This window comes from Rhizobium sp. RU33A (assembly GCF_900156055.1).
In the GTDB taxonomy this organism is placed as follows: Bacteria; Pseudomonadota; Alphaproteobacteria; order Rhizobiales; family Rhizobiaceae; genus Allorhizobium.
Genome location: NZ_FTMQ01000007.1, coordinates 18,504 through 42,988, shown reverse-complemented (window position 1 = coordinate 42,988; position 24,485 = coordinate 18,504). Strand labels below are relative to the sequence as shown.

General features: G+C 60.5%; 23 protein-coding genes and 1 pseudogene. 5 read left to right on the top strand and 19 right to left on the bottom strand.

From position 1 onward, the window contains the following. Positions 1-88: 88 nt before the first annotated feature. The 6 genes from BW978_RS20505 to BW978_RS20480 form a co-directional block, all read right to left on the bottom strand. Positions 89-1,003 carry an intradiol ring-cleavage dioxygenase gene (locus BW978_RS20505; RefSeq protein ID WP_076397696.1) on the bottom strand — a complete coding sequence of 305 codons (915 nt, stop codon included), beginning with the start codon at positions 1,001-1,003 and terminating at the stop codon, positions 89-91. 24 nt (positions 1,004-1,027) lie between these two features. Continuing rightward, positions 1,028-2,086 carry an SDR family oxidoreductase gene (locus BW978_RS20500; protein ID WP_076397828.1) on the bottom strand — a complete coding sequence of 353 codons (1,059 nt, stop codon included), beginning with the start codon at positions 2,084-2,086 and terminating at the stop codon, positions 1,028-1,030. Positions 2,087-2,090: 4 nt separating this feature from the next. Beyond that, positions 2,091-3,074, bottom strand: a complete 984-nt coding sequence (locus tag BW978_RS20495) for a zinc-dependent alcohol dehydrogenase (protein ID WP_076397695.1) — start codon at positions 3,072-3,074, stop codon at positions 2,091-2,093. Between the two features lie 13 nt (positions 3,075-3,087). Then, a complete protein-coding gene (locus BW978_RS20490) occupies positions 3,088-4,101 on the bottom strand; it encodes a Gfo/Idh/MocA family protein (protein WP_076397694.1) in 1,014 nt (337 codons plus the stop codon). Beyond that, positions 4,098-4,382 (bottom strand): YciI family protein, encoded by a 285-nt coding sequence (locus tag BW978_RS20485; protein ID WP_076397693.1) that lies wholly within the window; start codon positions 4,380-4,382, stop codon positions 4,098-4,100. The genes BW978_RS20490 and BW978_RS20485 overlap by 4 nt, the downstream gene beginning before the upstream one ends. A gap of 139 nt (positions 4,383-4,521) precedes the next feature. Then, the gene (locus tag BW978_RS20480) at positions 4,522-5,595 is read right to left on the bottom strand and encodes a 2,3-butanediol dehydrogenase (protein ID WP_076397692.1); all 1,074 of its coding nucleotides are present in this window, start codon (positions 5,593-5,595) and stop codon (positions 4,522-4,524) included. A gap of 506 nt (positions 5,596-6,101) precedes the next feature. Between BW978_RS20480 and BW978_RS20475 the strand changes: the two genes are divergently transcribed. Both BW978_RS20475 and BW978_RS20470 read left to right on the top strand, forming a co-directional pair. Next, positions 6,102-7,004: an NAD(P)-dependent oxidoreductase gene (locus BW978_RS20475; RefSeq protein WP_076397691.1), complete on the top strand. Its 903-nt coding sequence runs from the start codon at positions 6,102-6,104 to the stop codon at positions 7,002-7,004. A 52-nt stretch (positions 7,005-7,056) separates the two neighbouring features. Further along, a complete protein-coding gene (locus BW978_RS20470) occupies positions 7,057-8,799 on the top strand; it encodes an extracellular solute-binding protein (protein ID WP_076397690.1) in 1,743 nt (580 codons plus the stop codon). Positions 8,800-8,850: 51 nt separating this feature from the next. Here BW978_RS20470 and BW978_RS20465 read toward each other — a convergent pair. From BW978_RS20465 to BW978_RS20450, 4 genes and pseudogenes are all read right to left on the bottom strand, one after another. Continuing rightward, a pseudogene (locus tag BW978_RS20465) lies at positions 8,851-9,065 on the bottom strand (hypothetical protein); the annotation flags it as partial. 195 nt (positions 9,066-9,260) lie between these two features. After that, entirely contained in the window at positions 9,261-9,902 is a 642-nt protein-coding gene (gene otnC, locus BW978_RS20460; protein WP_076397689.1) for a 3-oxo-tetronate 4-phosphate decarboxylase, read from the bottom strand. After that, the gene (gene otnK, locus BW978_RS20455; RefSeq protein WP_076397688.1) at positions 9,899-11,164 is read right to left on the bottom strand and encodes a 3-oxo-tetronate kinase; all 1,266 of its coding nucleotides are present in this window, start codon (positions 11,162-11,164) and stop codon (positions 9,899-9,901) included. The genes otnC and otnK overlap by 4 nt, the downstream gene beginning before the upstream one ends. 27 nt (positions 11,165-11,191) lie before the next feature. Continuing rightward, positions 11,192-12,193, bottom strand: coding sequence for a LacI family DNA-binding transcriptional regulator (locus BW978_RS20450; RefSeq protein WP_076397687.1), 1,002 nt, complete (start codon positions 12,191-12,193; stop codon positions 11,192-11,194). A 343-nt stretch (positions 12,194-12,536) separates the two neighbouring features. Here BW978_RS20450 and ltnD point away from each other — a divergent pair, with 343 nt between their 5' ends. Both ltnD and otnI read left to right on the top strand, forming a co-directional pair. Further along, positions 12,537-13,451: an L-threonate dehydrogenase gene (ltnD, locus tag BW978_RS20445; RefSeq protein ID WP_076397686.1), complete on the top strand. Its 915-nt coding sequence runs from the start codon at positions 12,537-12,539 to the stop codon at positions 13,449-13,451. Position 13,452: 1 nt separating this feature from the next. Further along, positions 13,453-14,235: a 2-oxo-tetronate isomerase gene (otnI, locus tag BW978_RS20440; RefSeq protein WP_076397685.1), complete on the top strand. Its 783-nt coding sequence runs from the start codon at positions 13,453-13,455 to the stop codon at positions 14,233-14,235. Positions 14,236-14,389: 154 nt separating this feature from the next. Here the strand turns inward: otnI and denD are convergent, their stop codons facing one another. The 9 genes from denD to BW978_RS20395 form a co-directional block, all read right to left on the bottom strand. Beyond that, a complete protein-coding gene (gene denD / locus BW978_RS20435; RefSeq protein WP_076397684.1) occupies positions 14,390-15,367 on the bottom strand; it encodes a D-erythronate dehydrogenase in 978 nt (325 codons plus the stop codon). Between the two features lie 4 nt (positions 15,368-15,371). Next, positions 15,372-16,220 (bottom strand): fumarylacetoacetate hydrolase family protein, encoded by an 849-nt coding sequence (locus tag BW978_RS20430; RefSeq protein WP_076397683.1) that lies wholly within the window; start codon positions 16,218-16,220, stop codon positions 15,372-15,374. Beyond that, positions 16,220-17,038: a shikimate dehydrogenase family protein gene (locus tag BW978_RS20425; protein WP_076397682.1), complete on the bottom strand. Its 819-nt coding sequence runs from the start codon at positions 17,036-17,038 to the stop codon at positions 16,220-16,222. Before BW978_RS20425 ends, BW978_RS20430 begins: the two co-directional genes overlap by 1 nt. Then, the gene (locus BW978_RS20420; RefSeq protein ID WP_076397681.1) at positions 17,031-18,554 is read right to left on the bottom strand and encodes a tripartite tricarboxylate transporter permease; all 1,524 of its coding nucleotides are present in this window, start codon (positions 18,552-18,554) and stop codon (positions 17,031-17,033) included. The genes BW978_RS20425 and BW978_RS20420 overlap by 8 nt, the downstream gene beginning before the upstream one ends. 9 nt (positions 18,555-18,563) lie before the next feature. Next, positions 18,564-19,064 carry a tripartite tricarboxylate transporter TctB family protein gene (locus tag BW978_RS20415; RefSeq protein ID WP_076397680.1) on the bottom strand — a complete coding sequence of 167 codons (501 nt, stop codon included), beginning with the start codon at positions 19,062-19,064 and terminating at the stop codon, positions 18,564-18,566. A 68-nt stretch (positions 19,065-19,132) separates the two neighbouring features. Next, positions 19,133-20,149, bottom strand: coding sequence for a Bug family tripartite tricarboxylate transporter substrate binding protein (locus BW978_RS20410; RefSeq protein WP_076397679.1), 1,017 nt, complete (start codon positions 20,147-20,149; stop codon positions 19,133-19,135). Positions 20,150-20,258: 109 nt separating this feature from the next. Continuing rightward, on the bottom strand, positions 20,259-21,302 hold the full coding sequence (locus BW978_RS20405) for a LacI family DNA-binding transcriptional regulator (RefSeq protein ID WP_076397678.1): 1,044 nt from the start codon (positions 21,300-21,302) through the stop codon (positions 20,259-20,261). A 63-nt stretch (positions 21,303-21,365) separates the two neighbouring features. After that, positions 21,366-22,019, bottom strand: a complete 654-nt coding sequence (locus BW978_RS20400; RefSeq protein WP_076397677.1) for a hypothetical protein — start codon at positions 22,017-22,019, stop codon at positions 21,366-21,368. Next, entirely contained in the window at positions 22,016-22,483 is a 468-nt protein-coding gene (locus BW978_RS20395; RefSeq protein ID WP_076397676.1) for a MaoC family dehydratase, read from the bottom strand. The genes BW978_RS20400 and BW978_RS20395 overlap by 4 nt, the downstream gene beginning before the upstream one ends. 97 nt (positions 22,484-22,580) lie before the next feature. Here BW978_RS20395 and BW978_RS20390 point away from each other — a divergent pair, with 97 nt between their 5' ends. Then, a complete protein-coding gene (locus BW978_RS20390; protein WP_076397675.1) occupies positions 22,581-24,140 on the top strand; it encodes an acyl CoA:acetate/3-ketoacid CoA transferase in 1,560 nt (519 codons plus the stop codon). Positions 24,141-24,485 lie beyond the last annotated feature (345 nt).

Here is a 24,485-nt window from a genome sequence, read left to right as displayed (position 1 = left end):
GGCCTAGTATCCCAGCCGCGGGGCGAGCGTGAGATCGCCTGTTTCCGAGCATCCCGCCGCGGGCCGCCATAGTCATGGCCCTTCATGCCTAGGCATCCAGCTTCTGCTGCGGCGTCACCAACACGAAGTCGCAGGTGACGGCCTCGAAGGGATTGGAAAAGCCGAGTTGGGAGGCCCTTGCCGGATCGTCGACAGCATGGAAGTCCGCGATCAGATCCTGCTTCACGCCGAACACCGCATCGGAATTGAGATAAGGGCAATCCGGCGTGAAGATATGCGTGGTGATCGGCTCAAAGCCGGCGGCACCGACGATGAAGTGGATATGGGCTGGCCGATAGGGATGCCGGCCCATCTGCCCAAGCAACTTGCCGACGGGACCGTCATCCGGGATCGGATAGTATTTCGGACGCACCGACTTGAACCAGTATCGGCCATCGGCATCAGTCGTGAAGATGCCGCGCAGGTTCATCTCGGGCTGCACGCCCTTCTGCTGGACATCATAAAATCCGTCCTCATTGGCCTGCCAGACGTCGAGTAGGGCGCCGGCAATCGGCTGGCCTTCCGTGTCGGTGACGCGCCCCGTAACCAGCAGCGGTTCGCCCTTGCCATCGAGGCAGATATTGGCGCCACTGTCGTAGCGAGGTGCATCCGCGACATGGAAGGGACCGAGCACCGTCGTCTCAGTCGCGCCCGATGGCTTGCGGTTGTTGATCGCGTCGACGAGCATGGAGACGCCCAGGATATCCGACAGGAGAATATACTCCTGCCGCCAGTCGTTTGAGATCTGCCCGGTCTCGGTCAGGAAGGTGATCGCCCTGCCCCATTCCCCCTGGGTCGGCTCCACTTCTTTGACGAAGGCATGCAGATGCCGGATGGCGGCATCCATGATCTCGCGCAGTCGCGGATCGGTGTCGCTGGCTATCCGTGCGATGACGACCTCAGCGGAGTCATCCTCGGAAAAATAGGCGCTTTCGGCCTCGTGGCTGCGCGGATCAATGGTCATGTCGTCACCTTTATCTTCTGTCCATCACGGGATGATGCGATCGGCGCGCAAGCGGTCGAAAGCATCAGTGAAGGAAGCGGTGGTGTCCTGATAGGAGAGGAAGCCGGCCTTGCGGCTGCGGCCCATGTCGTTGAAGGTCTCGACCTGACGGCCGAGATCGGCATCGGTGTGCCAGAAGGAGGCGACGCGCGACAAAGCATTGGGCTTCAGGCCATGCTTTTGCACCAGTGCATCCCAGATCGGCGCGGCATCGGCCATCTTTGCCTCGAGAGGCTGCGGCGTTCCCGGATAGTCGGCAGCTTCGATACCGAAATAGGCAGCGATGCGCGGCCAGAGCCATTTCCAGCGGAAGATGTCGCCATTGACCACGTTGAATGCGGTATCGGCTGCAGCTGGCGTCGTTGCCGCCCAGGCGAGTTGATTGGCCAGGATGCGGGCATCGGTCACATCGGTTGCTGCCTGCCACTGTTCGGCCGAACCGGGAAACACGAAGGGCATGCCGGTCTCCTTGCAGATCGAGGCATAGACCCCGAGCGTGGCCGCCATGTTCATCGCATTCCCGACGGCATAACCTATCAGCGTATGGGGACGATGCACCGACCAGGTGAAATGCTCCCGGGCCGCGGCCTCGAAGATCTCGTCTTCCTGGACGTAATAGAAGTTCTGGTTGGGCAGGCGCTCCTGCTCTTCGCGGAACGGCGTCTGCGGCGCGACCTTTGCATAGGCCTCGAAGGGGCCAAGATAATGCTTGGTGCCGGTGACGAGAGCGACGTGGCGCACGCCCCGGCCACGAAGGGCGTCGAGCACGTTGCGCACAATCGCACCGTTTACCTTGCAGTTCTCCTCCTCCGTCTCCTGTCTCGACCATGCCGTGATGAAGACATGCGTCGGGCTCACCCCTTCGAGGGCGGTAGCCACCGAGGCGGCATCCGTGAGATCGCATGACAGGGTCTTTACGGCAGAGATCGGGCTCTGCGACCGCGACAAGCCGGAGATCTCCCAGCCACCCTGAGCCAGGAGATGTTCGGCCAGATTGCTGCCGGCAATGCCGGTCGCACCAACGATGAGGGCGTGGTTTGTCATGTTTTCAACCATTCAACAGAGTAATCTTGATGCTCTTCGACGCATCCTTGCCGAAGCTGAATGCCTGCACGGCATCCGTCAGTAGATAGTCATGAGTCTGGATCGGGGACAGGTCGATGCCCGTCCTTTCCAGAAAGCGGATTGCCGCCGGCCAGACGCCAGGCGAACCGATGCACCCTCTCACCGTTAGATTTTTCATCTGGATCTGCCCGATAACCACAGGAACACTGCGGCCGATATTGATGCCAACCATCGACATACGGCCGTCTTCCCGCGCGTAATCGAAAGCAGCCGCGAGCGATGCGTCATGGCCGGAAGCTTCGACAACCAGATCCGCGCCGTGGCCACCGGTCATCTCGCGGATATGCTCGGCTGCACCCCCATCAGTCGGATCAAGGGCGGCGACTGCACCAAGCTTCAGTGCCACCTCCCGACGCGATGCCAGCGGATCAACAACAATCACACGAGCGCCCATGCCGATCGCGGCTGCCGCCGAAACCAGGCCGATCGTGCCGCCACCGGAGACGACAACGGTCTCGCTCGCATTGGTGCCGCCGGAACGCAGGACCGCATAGAAGCCGCAAGTAAAGGGCTCGATCAGGGCCGCCTTCTTGTCATCAACTGCGTCCGGCAGTTTGTGCAGCCATTCCGGATTGACGTTGAAGAACTCGCGGTCGGCACCACTCATGGAGAAACCGAAATGGTGGAGACGTTCGGGGGTCCGCACCACGCATTCACCCACGACCCTGTCACCAACCTTGAAGCCCGTGACATTGCGGCCAACCTCGACGATTTCGCCGCTCCACTCATGACCCGGTGTCACAGGATAGGAAATCGGGATGATGTAGCGGCCGGCGAGCAGCTCGTAGTCGGAGTGGCAGATGCCGACCGCACGGGTTCGCACCAGAACCTCGTTGGGGGAAATCTCCGGCATGGCCAGATCCGCGATCACCGGTCTGTCCGGCGCTTCGAATACCAAGGCTTTCATGACAACCTCCCTGTCAAAGTGTCTCGACCAGGCCCGTGCGGGCGGATCGGATGATGGCTTCCAGCAATGCGATATTGTTGATCATCTCGTCGCCACTGATCGGATAGACGTCGAGGCCGCGAACCGCGCGAGCGAAGGCGCGCAGATTGTCCCGGACCGGTTCGGCGGGAGCGACTTCGCGAATGGTGATCTGCTGCCCCTTCCAGCCCTCGGTCACGATCCAGCCGTCCGGCGATTCGACGTGCGCCTTGTCGCGCACTTCGATCCATCCAAGCGTGCCGAAGACGGCGAAGCGGGATATGAACGGCGTCGCAAGCGTTGCTGATACATAGGCGGAGCCGCCGCCCTTGAACCGGACATGCGCGCTCATCGTGTCCCCTTGCGGGATTTGCGAGGCGAGATTTTCACAGACGACGCGGACATCTGCCGCAGGCCCCATCAGCTTGACGGAAAGATCTGTTAGGTGAATGCCGGTCGCTGTCATGCCGCCTGCCGGTGCCTGCTCGGCATTCAACCGCCAATTGGAGGGATCGAGCGTGAGAAACTTGTCATGACTGAAATTGGATTCGATCTGCAACAGGCGACCGAGACGGCCGGAGGTTGCCGCCTCGATGATCTCGGCAATTGGCGGCTCGAACCGGCGTTCATGACCCATGCCAAGAACGAGGCCTGCGCCTTCGCAGAGCGCCACGGAGGCTTCTGCATCCTTGCGGGTCATGGCCAGCGGCTTTTCGCAAAACACATGTTTTCCGGCCGCGACGGCTTGTGCGATCTGCTCCTGATGCAGCGAGTGCGGCGTCGCCAGGATGACGGCTTCGACCTCTGGATCAGCAAGCACTGCCGAAAGCTCCGAGGAAAACCGCATCCCGAGATCGGCGGCAAAACCCTGCACGTCCGGATTGGGATCAACGCCATGGACGAAACGCATGTCCGTGCCGCCGGCATTGACGAGGGTCGCCATTTTCTTGCCCCACCAGCCAAGGCCGATGATCGCAGCTCCAACCGGGCGTTCTTCTGTCGCGCTCATCGATTATCGACCCGCTTGCTGAAAGGATGGATGTTCACGGAGGCCCAGACGCCGGCGGCGCTGAAGGGATCGGCCTTGTTGAACGCGACGACCTCCTCCTTGGTGTCCGCCTCGAACAGGAAGAGCGAGCCGATCATCGTCTCGTTATCGTCTGCAAGCAGCGGACCCGAGATGATGGTCTTCGTCTTGCCAGCTGCGAGATAGGCTTTGTGGGCGTCGTAATGGGAGAGCCGTTTCTCCACACCGCCGGGGTGATCGAGGCAATGAACGATGTAATGCATGACGAAACCTCTTCGGGTCAGGCGTTTATGTCTTGCAAGACGCCTGCACGGGCAGGCGCTGCATGTCGGTGGTGATCGCCAGTCGTGCCGCTGCGATTGTCTCGTCTCGCCAGCAGTCTGCGATAGCGCTCGTCGGGGCTCAGCCCTTCATGTTGACGAGGATCTTCATGTGCGAGGCGTTCGGATCGAGCAGCGCCTCGAAGCCCTTGTCGACAACATCCTCGGGCGCGATCTGCGCCGTGACGATCTGCTCGACCGGGAAGATGCCGGCACCGATCATCTGCGCAATCCGTGGCCAGATCGTCACCGGATAGCACCAGGTGGCTTCAACGGTGATGTCCTTCAATGCCCACAGCATGGCGTCGATGGCGGCGGGTTTGACGTGCAACCCGACCTGAACGACGGTGCCCTGGCGCCTGACGGCGGCGGCACAGAGATTGAGCGAGGCTTCCGCGCCCACGCATTCGAGGGCCACATCGACGCCAACCCCATCTTCGGTATGCTGGCGGAACAGGGCTGCCGTATCGGTTTCGCGCGGATCGAAGACGATCGCCTCCGGCACCAGTTTTTTCGCCAGCGCCCGGCGATTGGGGTTGAGCTCGGAGACAAAGATGGTGGTGGCACCGGCCGCGCGTGTGGCGAGCAGAACAAGCGCGCCAATCGGCCCGACACCGGAAACCAGAACCGTGCTGCCCGCTTCCACCCCGCCGCGGTCCACCCCGTAAAGGGCAACGGCCGCCGGTTCGATCATCGCGGCCTGAACATCGCTGACGCTATCGGGCACCGGAAAGACGTTGTAGCCATTGACGACAGCCAGTTCGCCCATACCACCCCAATCCCAGGAGAGACCGACACAGGCCATCTTTTCGCTCAGGTGATAGAGCCCACGGCGCCCGTAATAGTCGTCGCGTGGCGAAATGAGCGGCTGGACGGAAACCCGGGTTCCGGGTGCCACATGGGTGACATTGCGGCCAACCTCGAGCACGCGCGCCGAAAACTCATGTCCGAGGATCTGCGGCAGGATCGCGCCGGAATAGACATGCGGGGTCGTTGGCGTGACAATCGGTCCGGCAATGTATTCGTGAAGATCCGTTCCGCAAATGCCGCAGACCAGCGGCTCGATCAGGACCATGTCGTCGCCGAGCGGCCCAGACGGTGCGGGCACATCTTCGACCCGGATATCCTTACGGGTATAGTATCGAACTGCTTTCACGTCATTGTCCTTCACAAAACAACTTGCTCGATCTCGGCATGCGACGGCGCGACCTTGCGGTCAGCCGGCATTCACGCCCTGACGGACGGAAAATCCCTCTTGCTGTCGCATCACGGATCCTCCTCCGACCCTTCGACCCTTCGACCCTTCGACCCTTCGACCCTTCGACCCTTCGACCCTTCGACCTGACTGTAGACAACAAGAAGCCTTAGCAAGGCGCCATCAAGCACACCTGCAGCCTCTCGTTGTTTCTGTCAGCTTTTCCTCCCACGGAATGCTGAACGATCCGATGGCAACGCTAATGGATTAGCAAACGCCTCACAGCCCCAGATTTATCCGAAACGGATATTTTGTGCAGAGCTTTCGATCGGCACTTCGCCATTATGGCCACAGGGAGGACGTGACGACGCGCAGCAGCTTGCGCGGCCTCGGCGCGTGCACTCCCCATGCGATAGCCGGATCTATGGCTCGCCATGATCGACGGACGACAGGCACGGGAGGATACCATGAACGACAAGGTTTCGGTCGGCTGGGCTGGCATCGGCAAGATGGGTGCGCCCATGAGCCGCCGCGTGCTGGATGCAGGCTATCGGCTGCACGTCTACGAACCGCTGCCGGAAAACCGTGCAACGATCGTCGCCGAGGGGGCAAACGTCGCCCACACGCTTGAAGATCTCGCCGCCGTATCAGACGTGGTTATCCTCACCATTCCCAATGACGCAGTCTTGCGCGATCTTGTCTTTGCACCCGGAGGGCTCGCCGGCGTGATGAAAGCCGGCCAAACACTGATCGAGATGAGCACAGTCTCGCCCGCGATCTCCGCCGAGGTGAACGAAGCCATGGCAGCCCTTGGCGTGGATTACCTGCGAGCACCGGTCTCGGGCAGCACGGCGACAGCCTCCGCCGGCACGCTTTCGGTCATGGCGTCAGGACCCGAACAGGCCTACAAAAATGCCGAACCGATCTTCGAGTGCTTTTCAGCGCGCCGCTTCTATGTCGGCGAGGCGGAAGAGGCGCGCTACCTGAAACTGGTTTTGAACGCCATGGTGGGTGCCACGTCAGCGCTTCTCGGCGAGGCCCTGACACTCGGCCTCAAGGGCAATCTTTCGCTCGACACCATGCTCAACGTCATCTGCGAGAGCGCGGTCGCCTCGCCCCTGATCGCCTACAAGCGGGATCTGCTGGTCCAGCGTAATTTCGATCCGGCCTTCTCGGTGGCGCAGATGATGAAGGACTTCGACCTCATCCTCGATGCCGCCCGGGCCGACCATATCCCAATGTACATGGCGTCGATGATCCGCCAGCAGTATGAATCTGCCTATGCGGAGGGCTTGGCGGACAAGGACTTCTTCGTTCTCTTCGAACAGTCCGAACGCCGCGCCGGCATTCTTCCGCCGGCTGCCGAATAGCGCCCGACAAACCAGCATGAACATCGACCGCGCCTAGCCAAAGGGCGCGGCAATGGCTAGGAACATCGTCACCACGCGCGACGGACGGGAGGCCGACGTGAACGACTACGAAATGCTCCGGGTGATCGAATTTTTAGAAAAGACCCGGCGCCCCTTTCACGAGGTGATCGCGGGTTTCGACGAGGATCCCGTCTGGAAAATCGCGATCTTCCTGATCAAGGCGCATATTCACAGCCAGAGCGTCGCGATCTCTACACTGGGACAGGAATCCGGCCTGCCCTACGCCACCTCGATGCGGCTGATCAATCGCATGGTCGACAGCGGCTACATCATCAAGGTGCCAAAGAGCACCTCCGGCAAGACCTTTTCCCTGCAACCAAGCGAAAAACTGCTGCAATCCTTCCAGGCCTATGCCGGCAAGACGAAGTCCCTCTTGGCCCAGACGCTCGGATTGCGCGCGGGCGAGCAGGAGGACGATTATTACTTCGGTGGGACACCGCTCGGCTCGCACATCATCCCGCCGATGCGCCTCGTGCAGAAGCGGGCGGAATCCCATATCGAGCTGCGCTTCCTTCTCAATGACGACAACTATTTTTCGGCCGTGCGCAACATGTGGGCCGACTTCCGCAACAACCTCGCCTCGCGGAAGAACTTCGAGCTTCTGCCCCTGCCGGATCTCTATCGCCGCGTGCTGGAGAACCGGTCCAAGCCTGTCTCGGATTACGATGTGCTCGCCATCAACATGCCCTGGCTCGGTGAGGTTGCCGAAAAGGACATCATCCGGCCGATTGACGCGCTGATCCAGAAAACCGGAATCAATCCGCTCGATTTCCATCCCTCCATCTGGTCGACAGTGCGCTGGAATGGCCAGGATTACGGCGTTCCCGGCTATTGCACGGTCGAAATCCTCGCAGCCCGCAAGGATCTCTTTGCAGAAGCTGGCCTGGATTTCCCACGCAAGTTCGAGGAGGTTCTGTCCGCAGGTCGGCACTTCCACGCACCGCAAAACGGCATGTATGGGGCGGTGTGGGATGGCGCGCGCGGCATGCCGATTGCTTCAAGCTTCATGTTCTTTCTTGGCGCCTGCGGCCAGCCGACTATTTCGCTGCGAAAGTCGAGGGCCGGCTTCACCTTCGAAGGGGTCAATCTGGAGGAGCTGCACTGCACCATCGTTTCGGATGCGGGCCTTGCCGCGCTCGATTTCATGCGCCGGCTCATGGAGATCTCGCCACCCGACATCCTCAACATGGCCTGGGACCGGACACTGGACGTCTTCATGAAGGGGAAGGCCAGTCTCGGCTATTTCTGGACGATGCGGGCGGCGCGTTTCGAATACGACGTCCAGTCCGTGGTGAAGCGGCGGGTCGAATACCTGCCACAGCCTACAGGGCCTGGTGGCACACGTGCCACGCCGATCGGCGGCTTCCTGTTCTGCATACCCTCAAATCTCCCGGAGGAACGCGTAGAGCTTGCCGCTGACGCGATCGCCTGGATGGCCTCCCGCGAAGCCATGAAGGCCCATGTGAAGAACGGCTTTCCAATTGCGCCGCGTTTTTCGGTCAGTGCGGATCCGGAAGCCGCAGCCAGTTCGCCAATCGTACGCTTCGTTGACCAATTGGCCAAAAAGAACCTTCTTCACACGTGGCAGCGTCCCAACATTCCACAATATGCTGCAATTGAACGCATTCTGGGGGAAGAAGTGCACGACGCCTTATCAGGCATCAAGACGGACAAGACAGCGCTTGCGGATGCAGCCGATCGCATAAACCGGGAGCTCAAATTTCCCGCTGGGTAAAGCGTGGATCAACCCGCGGTTTGGGTACACCCGCAAGTGACCGGAGGCGGGTTACAGAGCGGTCGAAGAAACAGGTACCAGATCATTGTTCAGTAGCCCAGCTTCCTGCTTGGGTGGCTTGATCCTGAACCAGGTTGCATAAAGTGCAGGGAGGAACAGCAGGATCATCATGGTACCGACAACCGTGCCGCCGATCAGCGTTAGGCCATGGATCCCCTGAAGACTGAATGCGTCAGCGGAATGAAGGCGAGTACTGCGGCAAGCGCTGGTGGTGACGTTCACCGAAATGGCCGGACGAGATCAAGGAAAAGCTTGTTTCGGAAAGCTTAAGGCCTGGCACAACAGCCATGGAAGTTGGGCACTGTATGGATTGGGAGGCAACAGCCTTTCCACTTGGTGGACGCTGGCTCGCGGGGGCAAGCCGTTTCTGCCAGAACCGCGGCGCACAGCAGACGGTTGGACTAGATCGAGCGCAAAGCATCGGCCTGCTCCGTCGTCAGCGGCCGCAAGCGCTCGCCCCGCAGCATAAGGAAGAGCTTGGCGGTCTCTTCCAGCTCCTCCATTGCATACTGTGCTTCTTTCAACGTCTTGCCCGCAACGACCGGGCCGTGGTTGGCCAGAAGGACCGCATGGCTATGCTCAGCCCTTTCACACACGGCTTCGGCGAGCGCTGCATCCCCTGGCGGAAAGTAAGGGGCCATCGGCAGGCGCCCGACCCGCATCACGTAATAGGCCGTCAGCGGCGGCAGAACATCGTTGGGATCAAGACCGTCGAGAATGCTGACGGCGACTGCATGGGTGGAATGCAGATGCACGACCGCGCCGGAGCTTTCCCGCGCGCAATACATGCACTGGTGCAGGAAGGCTTCCTTGGTCGGCTTGTCGCCGCTGAGATGCACGCCCTCGGCGGTGAATTTCGACAGTCGGCCCGGATCGAGCGACCCCATGGAGGCATTCGTCGGCGTCATCAGCATCTCGCCGTTCGAGAGCCGTGCGCTGATATTGCCGGTAGAGCCGAAGGTGAAGCAGCGATCGAAAAGGGATTTACCGACCTCAACGATCTCGTCGCGCAGGCGGGTTTCCTCGGAGAGAATGGATGTCATGGCAGGAGGTCCCAGGCCTTGAGGAAGAAATCGGGCGCACCGAAATTGCCGGACTTCAGCGCCAGCGCCATCGGCTCCGTCTGTCCGAGCGTCAGCGTCCAGGGCACACCAGGATCGATCTCCGGTCCGATGAAGAGTGCGTCGGGCGCAAGCGCCCCGACCACGGCACCCGAGGTCTCGCCACCGGCGACGATCAGGCGACGGACGCCAGCGGCCTTGAGGCCGAGTGCGGTCTCGGCGAGGAAGTGCTCGATCAGCGATCCGGCCCTCTCGCGACCGAGGGCAGCCTGGGCAGCTTTCACCTCGTCAGGCTCTGCACTCGAATAAATCAGTGGTGCCCGTGTCGATTGGGCCAGCGCCCAGGAAAGGGCCTCCTCGACCCGGAAGCGACCTTCTGCAATCGCCATAGGGTCGAGCTTGAGCGTCGCCCCCCCCGCCTCGATCGCGGTGCGGATCTGGCCGCGGGTCGCTTCAGAACAGGACCCGGCAAGGATCATCGACCGACCCGCCGGCGCGGAAAAGGCGAGTGGGTCGCCCGCAGGCCTTAACAGGCGGGCCCGGCGGAAATTCTCCGGCAAGCCGAGCGCGATGCCAGAGCCGCCAGTGATCAGCGTCAATGCGGCAGCGGCCTCGCCGATCACACGTAAATCTGCATCCGTCAGCGCATCGACGACCAGCGCCTGTTCGCCCTTGCCACGCGCAGCTTCGAAGGCTTGCGCAACCGCGTGCGCTCCCTGCCCCACCGTATCGCGGGTCACCAGCCCCACCTTCAGCTGCGACTGGCCGGCCATCAGGCGAACCAGCGAGCTGTCGGTCATCGGCGTCAGCGGATGATTGCGCATCGGGCTGTCGGACAGCAGCTGATCACCGACGAAGAGATGGCCCTTGTAAATGGTTCGGCCATTTGCCGGGAAAGCCGGGCAGACAATCGTTAGATCGGTACCAAGCGCCTGCATAAGCGCCTCGGTAACGGGACCGATATTGCCGGCCGGACTGGAATCGAAGGTCGAGCAATATTTGAACAGGAACTGTTTCGCACCCGCCACCTGCAGGAAAGAGAGGGCTTCGAGCGACATGGCGACAGCTTCAGCTGCGGGATTGGTGCGCGACTTCAGCGCAACCACCACCGCGTCGACGTCCGAAAGATCAAGACTGTCCTTGGGAACACCGATCGTCTGGATGGTCCGCATGCCCTCCCGTGACAGCATTAGCGCAAGGTCGGTGGCTCCGGTGAGGTCGTCGGCAATGGCGCCCAAAAGCATGGCAGTCTCCGGTGAAGTGGCGCGCGGTTAGGCCGTTGCGCCGTCGATGATGGCAAATCCGGTGTCGATGATCTGTGCCTCGCCCGGCCGTTCGGCCTGCGCGAGAAGCGCCTCAACCGCCGTCTTGCCGATGTTGAAGCGGTTCGAACGAACGGTCGACAAGGGCTTTGGCAGCGCCTGGCCGATTTCCAGGCCGTTGAAGCCGAAGAGGGCGAGCCGCTCCGGCACCGGGATCCCGGTGCCCAGACAATGCATGAAGCCGCCGACCGCCATGTCGTCGTTGGAGAAGACGACAGCATCGGCCACAGCGCCATCGCCAAGCAGGCCGGCCAGCGTATCGCGGCCGGCAATCGTTGAGCTCGGACCGTCATGGCGCTTCGCGACGACAAGGGAAAGGCCGGCTTCAGACAGCGCTTCGCAGAGGCCGTCATAGCGGGCGCGGGCGCGGCGGTCGGCCGTCCAGTCGTGGCCGACATAACCGATGCGGGTATAGCCGCGCCGCACCAGATGTTCAGCGGTCGCGCGACCGGCCCGGCGGTGGGACAAGCCAACCGCGAGATCGATCGGCCTATCGTCGATATCCATAAGTTCGGCAATACGAATGTGGCTGTTCTCCAGCATCCGGCGCGCAGCGTCCGTGTGTTCGAAGCCGGTGGTGATCAGGGCTGTCGGCTGCCAGGCGAGCAGCGAGGAGACGAGCTGCTGCTCCTTGCCGAGATCATAATCGGTGACGCCGATCATCGGCTGATAAGGCGTGTTGGCAAGCCCCGCATGAATGCCGCGCAGCACCTCGGGGAAAACGATGTTGGAGAGCGAAGGCAGGATCACGCCAATGATCAGCGAGGCCGAGGAGGCGAGCGAACCGGCCGCCCGATTGGGCACGTAGCCGAGCGTATCGATAGCATCGAGAACGCGCTTGCGAGTTCCCTCCGCAATCGAGCCCTTGTTACGGATCACCCGCGACACGGTGTTCTCACTGACATTTGCCAGGCGAGCCACATGAGTGAGCGTCGGCGTCTCCGGCTGCATTCGTTCCCGTCTCCTTCCCTGCCGCATTGCCCGATTGGCTAAGACGGCGACACGCGATCTGCAGTGCAGAACCGCGCCTTAAACCTTATCTCAGCGCTAACATATTCCACTTGATCGTGGCTAGAGGATGTGCTTAAAAAATTATGTTAGCGCTGAGATTGGCGTTTTCGAGGTGACGAAATTTTGGGAGGAGCTCACCTTGAGACCGTCGGCGCCATCTTCATCACTTTCCTGTCCTTGATCCTCTAGGTCCTGAGATGCCGGAAGCCTTCAGGCAGATTGTCTTTGGTGTCATCATTCTGGCCATGCTTTTGATCCGGGGCTACAAAAGGAGCTTTCGCTGATGTCTCACCTTCCGTCCGTCGCAGTCGTCGGCCTCGGTTCCATGGGCCTCGGCATGGCTCGCTCGCTACTCCGGGCCGGACATGCCGTGCGTGGCTTTGACATCAGTGCCGAGACGCTGAATGCGCTTGAGGCAGCCGGCGGCACCGCCCGCAGCAATCCAGGCGATGCTGTGGCGGGCGCCGATGTCGCCGTCATCGTGGTGGTGAACGCTGCCCAGACAGAGACCGTGCTCTTTGGCGAGTACGGTGTGGTCGCTGCCATGAAGCCGGGCGGCGTCATTATTGCCTGTGCCACCATCTCGCCGGCTGAGGCCAAGCGCTTTGCCGCCCGCGCCGAGGAAGCCGGTCTTCTCTATGTCGATGGCCCGATCAGCGGCGGCTCGAAGAAGGCCGAAGCCGGCCAATTGACCTTCATGGCCTCGGGCTCATCAGCAGCCTTCGCCGCTGCCCGACCAGCCCTTGATGCGATGGCGGGCACGGTCTACGAACTCGGTGATCAGCCCGGCATCGGCTCATCCTTCAAGATCGTCAACCAGCTGCTGGCGGGCGTGCACATCGCCGCCGCCTGTGAGGCGATTACATTCGCCAAGAGCATGGACCTCGACATTTCCCGCGTCTTTGACGTGATCACCAAGTCGGCCGGCAATAGCTGGATGTTCGAAAACCGCATCCCACATGTGCTGGAAGGCGACTACACGCCGCACAGTGCTGTCGCGATCTTCACCAAGGATCTTGGCATCGTTTCCGATATAGGCCGGCAGACGAAATTTCCCCTGCCGATTGCGAGCGCCGCCCTGCAGCTCTTCATCATGACCGAAGCCGCCGGCATGGGACGCGACGACGATAGCTCCGTCGCGCGCCTGCTGGCACAGATTGCCGGCATCAAGCTGCCGGGTATGGACGACGAGGACTGACATGCCGAAATTTGCCGCCAACCTGTCGATGATGTTCAACGAGGTTCCCTTCCTCGACCGTTTCGCAGCCGCAGCCGAGTGTGGCTTCACGGCCGTCGAATATCTCTTCCCCTACGATCACCCCGCCGAACTGGTCGCCGAGCACCTGAAGGCGGCAGGCCTTGCCCAGGCGCTCTTTAATATGCCGCCCGGTGACTGGGCGGCAGGCGAGCGCGGCATGGCAGCTCTGCCGGGACGCGAGGCCGATTTCGCAGCAGCCCTGGATATGGCAATCGCCTACGCAAAGGTGATCGGCACGCCACTGCTGCACATGATGGCCGGATTAGCACCAGCCACCGATCCAGGGGCCATCGCCAGCTATCGTGATAACCTCAGGCGCGCCACCGACCGCACAGGTGAGGCCGGCATCGGTCTCGTTATCGAGCCGATCAACGGTCGCGATATGCCAGGTTATTTCCTCAACGACTTCAATCGAGCAGTCGACTTCATCGCCGAAATGGATGCGGCACACGTGAAGCTCCAGTTCGACGTCTACCACCGGCAGATACTGCATGGGGACGTGATCATGGCGCTCCGGCAGTTGGCGCCAGTGATCGGTCATATCCAGATCGCCTCGGTGCCAGAACGACACGAACCTCTCACCGGGGAACTAGACGACCGCAGGATCTTCACCGAAATCGACGCAGTCGGATATCAGGGCTATGTCGGCTGCGAATATCGTCCGGCCGCCGCCACCCGCGAGGGGCTCGGTTGGATGGCAGGGCTTGATCGCATAGGAGCGTAAAGCGCCTGCCGCGCCACGATTGGTTCAACATCGCAAACGCGACTGTTTCACTGCTGATCATGCCGAATGTGCGAGCAGGAATTTGCGAACAGGACAGCTGCCCAGAGGGGCGCTGGCCTGACCGTCCGATCAATACACCGGCAAGGAGCACGCTTCATTCCGCCTGCGCCAAGTGAGGATGATGCTCTGCTATATGGCGCGCGATGATCTGCTCGATGCTGTCGTCGGTCGGAAAACCGAGTGCGACCGCCAGCCCGCTATCAAAGCCCTGCGGCCAACTCCCCACAATCGCTGCCACTGCAGGATCGGGTTCATCGTCAATCAGCGCGGCAACCTCCGGGCCGGCAGCAAACGCCAGAGCGTCGATTATCTGCTGAACGCTGACAGTGAGGCCGCGCGCCGTCACGACCGCCGCAGCCCCTAGCGCCTTCGGTGCAAGCGTCGCGGCATGGATTAGCGACGCAACCGCAAGATCAGGCGAGGCAATCCAGACCCGGCTGTCGCGCGCCACCGGGAGCTTGGCGCGCTCTCCCTTAAGCGGCTCGCGGATGATACCGGACACGAAACTCGACGCCGCTGCATTGGGTGCGCCAGGCCGTACAACGATGGTCGGCAGGCGCACGGTGCGCCCATCAATGAAGCCTTTGCGCGTGAAATCAGCGAGGATCAGCTCGCCCACGGCCTTTTGCGCTCCATACGAGCTTTGCGGCGACAGATGATGCGTATCGGGCACCGGATCAGGCAGGTCACCGCCAAACACTGCCACCGATGACGTGGTAATCAGGCGAGGGCTATAGCCAATTCTCCTGATATCTTCGCACAACGCCTGCACAGCGGCCACGTTGACACGCCAACCGAGGTCGAAATCGGCCTCCGCCGCACCTGAGACAACGGCGGCCAGCTGAAAGATAACCTCTGGCCTGCCTGCGAGAATCCGACGCCGGATCTCGGCATCCTCGATTGATCCAGCCACTGTCTCGCAAGGCATGGCGGCGTCCGGCGCGTTGGGCGCAACCATATCCACCAACGTCATTCGGGTCACGCTCTCTCCGCCCAGGACAGGCTGAGCGCCTAGCCTTGCCGCTAGACGGTGCCCTATCATACCAGCCGCACCAATAATCAGAACATGCATTGGATCAGCCCTCCAACGGTGTCACGGTCTGACGCTGGGTACCCAGCTTGTCGATCCCCAACGCCATAACGTCGCCCGCGCGCAAGAAACGTTCAGGCACCATGCCCAATCCAACGCCCTGCGGAGTGCCGGTGGTGACGATGTCGCCGGGCTCCAGAACCAGAAATTGCGACAGGTAAGACACGATTTTTGCCACCGGGAAAATCATGTCATCGGTATTGCTGTTTTGCAGGCGCTCACCGTTCACTTCAAGCCAGAGGCCGAGTGACTGCGGATCCCCCACTTCGTCCGAGGTAACCAGATAGGGTCCAAGCGGGCCATGCGTCGGATAGCACTTGCCCTTCGTCCAAAGCCCACCACGCTCCAGCTGAAAATGCCGCTCCGAGACATCATTGCAGACCATATAGCCAAACACATGGGCAAGGGATTCCTCTTCGGTCACCCGAAAGGCGCGTTTGCCGATGACAAAGGCGAGCTCAACCTCCCAATCAAGCTTTTCCGAGCCGGGCGGTAGCAGCACAGGATCATGCGGGCCGCTGATACAGGACGAAGCCTTGTTGAATAGGATCGGTTCTTCGGGAATGGGTGAATTGGTTTCCAGCGCATGCTGGACATAGTTCAACCCGATGGCCAGGAAGTTACCCGTTCGGGCAACCGGTGCAGCCAGACGTGTTCCGTCGGGCACTTCCGGGCAGGCCATGACTGCCGCAGGATCCAAACGCTCAAGTGCCCCCGAAGCGAAGGCGGCAGGGTCGATATCCTGCAGCAGGCCGGAGATATCGCGGATCTTGCCATCATCGCCCATTACCCCGGGGCGTTCAGCCCCCATGTCACCGAAACGCAGAAATTTCATCACAAGTCCTTTTCAATATTGAAGCTTGTTTGGGCAAAGAAGTCGGCGATCAGATCGACCTGTCCGCGGATCATCTCCGCCCCGCCGATGGCCACCGCCCCATTGGCAAGAGCCGAGGCGATCAGCATCGTCACGGCCGGCTTTGCCACCACATCGAAGACAACGGTCGATCCCGTCACGGGATGCAAAAGCGGGCTTTCAGGCCGATCGGCCATTCCCATCGGAGAGGCATTGATCACAAGGTCGAAGCCTCTTGGATCAGCGGGTCCCAAATCGACTGGCAGGTCGCCGGTCACCGCAGAAATTCTTCTGACCAGCGCCGAAGCGCGGTCATCGTCAATCTCTGCGATCCGAAGAAAGGAGGGCTGCTTGTCCGCCACCGCCAGCGCGATTGCCGCACCCGCCCCGCCCGCGCCGACCAGCAATACGCGCTTGCCAGCCGGATGAACGCCGGCAGCCGCCAAGGCCGCAAGGCAGCCCAGGCCGTCAAACATCTCGCCATGCCATCGGCCATCCGCGCCGCGCCGCATGGCATTGATCACGCCACCCGCTGTGGCCTCGCGACCCAAGGTGTCCACATGCTCCAGCCCGCGTGCCTTGTAGGGCAATGTCAGGATCAGGCCATCGAGGTTTTCAATCCGCTTCAAACCGGCCATCACACCGTCAAACGCATCTGGCCTTGCATGGATGGGCAGCAGAACCGCATTGATCCCGCGCGCCTGCAGGGCCGTCGTCACGATTTCGGGCGATCGAACCTGGCCGATCGGATCACCGACGATGCCGTACAATCGAGTAGCCCCCGTTAGCCACTCAAACATCGGCGTGACGCCCCTGGCGCAACCGCGCCCAGCCGTTGCCCACGGCACGACGCACCGGCCCAATCTGTGCCAGGATCATCATCAGGACGATGGCTGCCAAAAAGGCAGAAATCGGACGGGAGACAAACTGCGTCAGGTCGCCATTGGCCAGGGTAAATGATCGGCGCATATTGCTGTCCAGGATCGTGCCCAACACAATACCCAAGACCAAAGGGGCCATGGAGTAATTCATCAGCCGCAAACCAAAGCCGATGACGCCAAAGACGACGACGACCCAGATGTCAAAGAACCGAGACTGGATCGCATAGGGCCCAATCAGACACATGACCGCGACCAGGGGCATCAGCCAGGTATCCTTGACGCGCAACACCATGATCATCAGACGGGTCAGCCCCAATCCCAGGATAAGGATGAAGACGGTGGCGATGACCAGCATGGCGATGATGTCATAAATCATCTGCGGATTTGTCGTCATCATCAGCGGACCAGGTTGCGCGCCATGGATGATGAGCGCTGCCATCAGAACCGCCGCAACGCCAGATCCGGGAATGCCCAAAGTCAGAACCGGAATAATCGCGCCGGGCACCGAAGCGTTGTTGCCGGTTTCGGCCGCGGTCAGCCCCTCGACTGATCCATGGCCGTATTCTTCAGGCTTTTTCGAGAAGCGCTTGGCCATACCATAGGAGACCCAGGCACCGATATCCTCACCCACTCCCGGCAAAAGCCCGATAAAAGTTCCAAGAATACCAGAGCGGAATATCGTCCAGCGCATTTTGATCATATCGGCGAGACGCGGCATGACGCGGTCTGAAGCATCCGAGATCGACGCATTCATCCGCCGGCGCATGACATAGAGTACTTCGGCAAATCCGAATGCGCCGACCATAGCCGGCAGCAGCTGGATCCCCCCGATCATCTCGGTAAAGCCAAAGGTGAAACGCTCCACGCCATAGGCTGGTTCGCGACCGATCATGGCAACCAGCAGACCCAGGATCCCCGCGATCCAGCCTTTGACCGGGTCATTGCCCGACAGCGAGCCAGACAGCATGACCCCGACCAGCGCCAGCCAGAAGAACTCATAGGCTCCGAAGGACAATGCCAACTCGCCAAGGGGCGGTGTGATGATCGCCAGAAGCGCGATGCCCACCAGCGTACCAAACGCCGACCCGACCGTTGCCATGCCCATCGCTTCACCCGCGCGACCGTTACGCGCCAGAACGAAGCCATCCAGCGCTGTCGCGGCCGACGAGGGCGTGCCGGGGATATTCAGCAGGATTGCACTGCGGCTGCCGCCATAAATCGCCAGAACATAGGTACAGATCAGCACAAGGATCGCATCATTGGCCGGCATGTTGATCGTCATCGTGGTCAGGAGCGCCAGACCCATCGTCGCGGTCAGGCCCGGCAAGGCACCGATGATGAACCCTCCGAGCGAGGCTGCTGCTGCCAGGAACAGGGAATTCGGTGTCAGGAGATTTGCAAACGCCGTCTGCAAAAGCGGAAGAAAATCAAACATATCGATCCATCACGGTAAGCGGACAAAGAACAGCTGCTCAAACACGAATTCCAGCGTCACCGCGAAGACCATCGCCATAACCGCCGCGCCGCCACAGGTGATCATCTTCTGGCGAGGATTCTGGCCCTGCCAATTGAATGCCATGATGAACAGGGTCACGAACAGCACGGTCAAAGGCGTGAACGGCAGTCCGAAGGTCAGAGCCAACGCATAGCTGACCATCAACACACCTGCCACGACAGGCCGCCTGGTTGAAACGCTGGCTGGGTCGACGATGTCGTCTGGCCCTAGCACGCTGCGCCCTTTCCAGGCACGCAGGCTCAAGATCATGCCAAGGGCCAATAAAGCTGCCCCCAACAGACCTGGAACCATCCCCGGTGACGTCATGGCACTCGCACCCAGATGACGCGGGATCGGCAGTCTTGCCGACATGGCGACGATGGCCCCGCCAGCTACGACCCAGAACAATCCTGTCCAGAAATCGGCGCGCGATGCCTTTGTAAAAATCATATCAAGGTTTCCTTCCCCATCTTGCGAGACTCGGCCCCAATAGGGGCCGAGGCTTTGTTACGCAGAACTTACGGACGAGGGATACCAACCTCTTCGGGCGAAACCGAAGCCGTGCCGCCGTCAAACATGCGCCACGCAGCCTCTGCGACCGCGGCCCGCGCCATTGCCTTGGCTTCATCGCCATGCACGGGGGTGAAGATCGACCCGTTCTCTGACGCATAGGTCTTGAGCCGCTCGGAGTTCGCGATCTCATTGGCCCAAAGCTCACCCATCCGGTCCAGAACCTCTTTCGGGGCATCTGCTGGAACAAAGATACCGGCCTGAATGGTCACCCCAGGCGAGTTGAAGTCAGGGAAAAAGTCGGTGATCGCGGGGATTGTCTTTGCACCGGTGATTTCCAGCGGGGTATCAGCGAGCACCGCCAAAGGTCGCACGCGCTCGCCCTTGATCATGGCCGCCTGACCAGGGCCGGATTGTGTGGATGCCATGACTTCGCCCGACACCAGCGCCACCATTGTCGGCGCGTCGCCGTCATAGGCGACTGCGCGGAATTCGCCACCCACCAAAGCTTGGAATGCCTGCATCGCGCTATACGCCGTCGACGGGATACCCGAGGTACCGACAGTCAGCTCGCCGGGTTTTTCCTTCATGAATGCAGCAAGTTCTTGCGGGTTCTGGAACGGGCTGTTGGGCGACACACTCAAAACTGGGGCATTGCGCACGACCAGGAACAGCTCCCAGTCATCCAGCGTGGTATCCAGCAGACCCTGCACCTTGTAGGTTCCCAGATCCTGAACCCCTCCCGAAGCCCAGGTATAGCCGTCGCGCGGCGCCTGCAGAACCGCATTGGTGCCAACGGTTCCGCTGGCACCAGTCTGGTTCACCACGCTGACCGGCACTTCAAGCGCGTTGGACACCTCAGTCGCCACAATCCGCATAACGGCATCGGTCGCGCCGCCTGCAGCCCATGGCACAACAATCTGGATCGGTCTGGCCGGCCACGCCTCTTGCGCTGCCACAGGGCCGGCAAAAGGCATGGCCAAGACAGAGCCCAACAACACGGAAAGCAAACTTCTACGGTTCATGTTTCATCCTCCCAAAAGATAGCCGCGCTGAGCGCTGCTATATGTAACCGGTTACATCTTGTCGCCTTTCTTCAGCTGAAGTCAACCCGTCTTTTTGGAATGGCAGGCTTCAGGTGTCGCAGGCAGGCCCGCTCGAGGCACGGATTACAATCTCAAACGGGATCCGCTGCCCCTTGGAGGCTTTCCCCTCCAGCAGATCCAGTACGCAATCAGCCGCAACGCGGCCTACCTCATCGGAGGCAACGCGTACCGTGGTAATCGGAACGGGCAGTTCGCTCATGAATTCGACGTCATCGTAGCCTACGATCGACAATTGCTGCGGTACCGCCACACCTAAGCTCAGCGCCTCCAGCAAGGCTCCGACAGCCAGCAGTGAGTTGCCGCAGATCAGCGCGGTTGGCCGAGGGTCGAGCGCCATGGCTTGCCGCAACAGCGCGCGCCCTTCTGCTATGCTCCATTTGCCTTCGAACAAGGCACGTGGCGGAATAGCCAGTCCGTGATGTTCCAACGCGCGGCGCACCCCTTCGTAGCGCGCCAGCGCACGATCGTTTGACCGCGTCGTCTGGGCGATCATAGAAAATCTTCGATGACCCTGCTCCACCAGATAGTCGACCATCTGGGCCATGGCCTGCGCATTGTCGGGACCTACACAGGGCATCACGGCATCAGCCTCGTAAACAAAACTGTTGATGTAGGGAATCTTCAGTCTCGACAGATAGTCCTGATACCCGGGCGCACGGCTATGCCCCACCAGGATCAATCCGTCGACCCCGCGTTCGACCAGTTTTCGAACCTGCGAAAATTCAAGTTCAGGGTCATAGTTTGACCGCGCAAGCAACAGCACATAGTCACGCGCGGCCAGGGCGTCCTGCATCGCGTCGATCGCCCGTGCGAAATCACCCAGCGCCAACGCAGGAAACACCGCACCAATCGTACCAGTACGATTGGAATTGAGCGCACGCGCCGCCGCATTGGGCACCCATCCTACCTGTTCAATTGCCAGATTGACCCGATCGCGCAGCGCTTCCGACACGCTTTCAGGACGATTGACGGCGCGCGACACGGTCGCGGTGGATACCCCGGCAATCCGCGCCACATCGCGCAACCCCACACGCGACATTGAAGAGTCAGGTCTAGCTTTGCCGTCAGTCATGCCCGTCCAATACCTTTTTCAAGGGCAGGACTATGCCTCAAGGTCAGCCGCGTGGCCAGTTCGTTAATCCATCAGGAAATCAAGATGATAAACACCTCGTTGAACAGAAGCCCGCCCGCAAAGCTCAGCAATCGCATTGTCCGACGCAATCATGCGCCCAGCACTTGCAAGCGCCGACGCATCCGCCCCTTCGATCAAGAGGATCGCGGGAGAAGACCTATCCGGTGCCGCGCGCATCTGCGATTCGGAGGTCGCCTTAGCCGGGGACTTGTGGCGCGCAAGCAGACTGACACCACTGATATCGGGATGATCTACCAAGGTTGCGACAAGCGGCACCAACATCTCTGCCTGCGCCTCGATGCGCAGGGTTTCAATAACACCGCCACAGCCATGCCCCTCGCTGTACAGCACCTCACACAGTGTCCGCGACGTATCGATGAAATGAGGGACCACCGCCCTTGTCCAGTCGGTTGGCGCGTTCAGACGGGCCAGATAGGCTTCTGACTCCAGAACCCCCACGTCGGTTACTTCATAGAAATTGAAATAGCGCGGATGTGCCTCGGCACTCACGTAACGCCTAGCGCGCAGGAATCCTGGCACGCTCATGCGTTCAGGCAGGTGCTGACCGACATGCCAGCGCAAGAATTCGGAGTCATGGCCCGGCGCAATGCCGTTCCAGATCGCAAGAACGCCACTGCCCCGGAAAAGGCTGCTCATGGCGCTTCCACCTTCAGCTTTGATGCCCAACGCATGACATGCACACCAACGGCCGTGAGGTCACCGTGTTGATTGCGGGCTTCCATCTTGGCCAGACTCCGGCCCTTTTGACGGTCGACCTCGCTGATTTCATAAGTGACCGTGATTGTGTCCCCCAGAAAAGTCGGCGCCAGAAACCGGATCTTGTCATAGCCGGCAGAGACCGGGAAATCGTCCAGATCAGGTTTGTGGATGATATGTTCGATGCTGACCGTCGATACCGTCGACATGAAGCCGACGATCAAGGCGCCATGCGCAATCCGCCGACCAAGCACCGATTTTTCCTGCATGTATTGTTCGTTTACATGGGTTGCGCTGAAATCTCCGGTTAGCCCAGCAAACAGCACGACATCAGCCTCCGTCACTGTTTTGGCAAAGCGGAACACCTCCCCCACTTTCACATAATCCAACCCGGAATGCCCCATCTGATCTTCCTTCTCGTCAACTCTAACAGTGATTGCCACCAAATTTGTAACCGGTTACAGATATCAAAACAAGAGTGACATCAGCAGAGGATGAACCATGTCCAAGTTTATTACGGCGCAGGATGCCGCAATGATGGTCAAGGATGGCGACGGATTGATCGCCAGCGGATCGGGTGGCGGACACGCTGTACCAGAAGCGCTGCTAAAAGCCCTGGGCGAACGGTTCAGAGATAGTCGAAGCCCGCGCAATCTGACCTTCGCCCATGTCGTGGGCATCGGCGATCGAGAAAGCCGTGGCGCGGCGCATCTGGCAGACCCAGATCTCGTCAGCAGGGTCATTACCAGCGCATTGATTGATTCTCCCGCTTTCATCCCGCTGGCCCTGAATGACGAGATCGAGATCTACACCCTGCCGCAGGGCGTCCTGTCACAGCTTTTGCGAGACATGGCAGCAGGTCGCCCCGGCCTGATCTGCCGAACCGGTCTGCATACCTTTGTCGACCCGCGGCAATTGGGTGGCCTGCAGGGCGGCACCCGGACCGAACAGCGGGTTGAACTGATCGAGATCGACGGCGAAGAATGGCTGCGCTTCAAGCCGTTTCAGCTGGATGTCGCGTTCTTGCGCGGGACAACAGCCGATGAAGACGGCAATGTCTCGATGGAGGATGAGGCGATCCCGGGCGAGATGCTGTCCACCGCTCAGGCCGTGAGACGTATGGGCGGAAAGGTGATCGTGCAGGTTAAACAGCGGGCAAAGGCCGGCACCTTGCCTGGCCGGTCGGTCAGAATTCCGGGAATTCTCGTCGATCATGTGGTGGTCGTGCCCGATCAAAGTCAGACCTATGCTACCCATTACGACCCAAGCTATGCCGGCGTCTTGCGCGTACCTCTTGAATCGATACGTCCCCTGCCCTTTGACCATCGCAAGATCATCGCCCGGCGGGCCGCCATGGAATTACGCCCGGGCGTGGTGTGCAATATCGGCGCGGGCATCTCGACCGGGATCTCCTCGGTTGCGGCCGAAGAAGGCATTCTTGATCGCATCGTGCTGACCAACGAACAAGGCTACATCGGTGGCGCCCCGCTGACCGGACGCGATTCAGGAGCCGCGCAGAATTTCTCTGCAATGGTGGACCAGCCCTATCAGTTCGACTTTTACGACGGCGGCGGCATTGACCGCGCCTTCCTCTCCTTTGTCGAGGTGAACGCGACCGGCGACGTCAATATCTCGCGTTTTGGCAACACGATCGTCGGCGTCGGCGGCTTCATCAACATCAGCCAGAACGCCAAGGAAACCGTCTTCAGCGGCACATTCACCGCTGGAGGGCTTCAGGTCGCCTGCGCAAACGGTGCCCTTCAGATTGTTAGCGAAGGCAAGCACCGCAAATTCAAGAACGACCTGCAACAGCTCAGCTATTCAGGCCGGCTCGCGTCAAGCGAGCAGCGCAAGGCACTGTTCGTTACCGAACGCGCTGTCTTCGCAATCCAAAACGGACGATTGTGCCTCCAGGAAATCGCCCCAGGCATCGACCTTGCCCGCGACATCCTAGCACATATGGATTTCATGCCGGACATCCCTGACACCCTCCCCCTTATGGACCCGCGGTTGTTCAGATCCGAGAAAATGGGCCTGATCGAGACTCCACATTTTTCGTGAGATTTGGGCACGCTTGTGTCCCGATCACAACATCCGATGATCAATTATAGCGGCATGGTATCCTCAGCAATCGGTGGCTAAGCCTAGTACCGATTGCGAGTACCATTGCCCGCTCCGCATGTTGAAAACCGCCTTGTCTTGATGGGGCACAACAGGGCGCGTTGTTGCTTGATAACGCAGATACTGGCGCTCACGACCGCCAAGCAGCGCGTGCCCGGCAGGCCCAATTGTTTTAAAAGCCTCTGGACATCTCAAAGCTATGGGCGATCCAAACGGCATGCGCCGCGAACCATCAAACCCGATGCTGGTTCAGAAGCCGCTTCACCTGCCGATTGCGTTCCTGAC

Excerpts from the sequence above, each read along its gene's own strand:
- BW978_RS20505 (WP_076397696.1), bottom strand. The coding sequence starts at position 1,003 with ATGACCATTGATCCGCGCAGCCACGAGGCCGAAAGCGCCTATTTTTCC.
- BW978_RS20500 (WP_076397828.1), bottom strand. The coding sequence starts at position 2,086 with ATGACAAACCACGCCCTCATCGTTGGTGCGACCGGCATTGCCGGCAGC.
- BW978_RS20495 (WP_076397695.1), bottom strand. The coding sequence starts at position 3,074 with ATGAAAGCCTTGGTATTCGAAGCGCCGGACAGACCGGTGATCGCGGAT.
- BW978_RS20490 (WP_076397694.1), bottom strand. The coding sequence starts at position 4,101 with ATGAGCGCGACAGAAGAACGCCCGGTTGGAGCTGCGATCATCGGCCTT.
- BW978_RS20485 (WP_076397693.1), bottom strand. The coding sequence starts at position 4,382 with ATGCATTACATCGTTCATTGCCTCGATCACCCCGGCGGTGTGGAGAAA.
- BW978_RS20475 (WP_076397691.1), top strand. The coding sequence starts at position 6,102 with ATGAACGACAAGGTTTCGGTCGGCTGGGCTGGCATCGGCAAGATGGGT.
- BW978_RS20470 (WP_076397690.1), top strand. The coding sequence starts at position 7,057 with ATGGCTAGGAACATCGTCACCACGCGCGACGGACGGGAGGCCGACGTG.
- otnC (WP_076397689.1), bottom strand. The coding sequence starts at position 9,902 with ATGACATCCATTCTCTCCGAGGAAACCCGCCTGCGCGACGAGATCGTT.
- otnK (WP_076397688.1), bottom strand. The coding sequence starts at position 11,164 with ATGCTTTTGGGCGCCATTGCCGACGACCTCACCGGAGCCACCGACCTT.
- BW978_RS20450 (WP_076397687.1), bottom strand. The coding sequence starts at position 12,193 with ATGCAGCCGGAGACGCCGACGCTCACTCATGTGGCTCGCCTGGCAAAT.
- ltnD (WP_076397686.1), top strand. The coding sequence starts at position 12,537 with ATGTCTCACCTTCCGTCCGTCGCAGTCGTCGGCCTCGGTTCCATGGGC.
- otnI (WP_076397685.1), top strand. The coding sequence starts at position 13,453 with ATGCCGAAATTTGCCGCCAACCTGTCGATGATGTTCAACGAGGTTCCC.
- denD (WP_076397684.1), bottom strand. The coding sequence starts at position 15,367 with ATGCATGTTCTGATTATTGGTGCGGCTGGTATGATAGGGCACCGTCTA.
- BW978_RS20430 (WP_076397683.1), bottom strand. The coding sequence starts at position 16,220 with ATGAAATTTCTGCGTTTCGGTGACATGGGGGCTGAACGCCCCGGGGTA.
- BW978_RS20425 (WP_076397682.1), bottom strand. The coding sequence starts at position 17,038 with ATGTTTGAGTGGCTAACGGGGGCTACTCGATTGTACGGCATCGTCGGT.
- BW978_RS20420 (WP_076397681.1), bottom strand. The coding sequence starts at position 18,554 with ATGTTTGATTTTCTTCCGCTTTTGCAGACGGCGTTTGCAAATCTCCTG.
- BW978_RS20415 (WP_076397680.1), bottom strand. The coding sequence starts at position 19,064 with ATGATTTTTACAAAGGCATCGCGCGCCGATTTCTGGACAGGATTGTTC.
- BW978_RS20410 (WP_076397679.1), bottom strand. The coding sequence starts at position 20,149 with ATGAACCGTAGAAGTTTGCTTTCCGTGTTGTTGGGCTCTGTCTTGGCC.
- BW978_RS20405 (WP_076397678.1), bottom strand. The coding sequence starts at position 21,302 with ATGACTGACGGCAAAGCTAGACCTGACTCTTCAATGTCGCGTGTGGGG.
- BW978_RS20400 (WP_076397677.1), bottom strand. The coding sequence starts at position 22,019 with ATGAGCAGCCTTTTCCGGGGCAGTGGCGTTCTTGCGATCTGGAACGGC.
- BW978_RS20395 (WP_076397676.1), bottom strand. The coding sequence starts at position 22,483 with ATGGGGCATTCCGGGTTGGATTATGTGAAAGTGGGGGAGGTGTTCCGC.
- BW978_RS20390 (WP_076397675.1), top strand. The coding sequence starts at position 22,581 with ATGTCCAAGTTTATTACGGCGCAGGATGCCGCAATGATGGTCAAGGAT.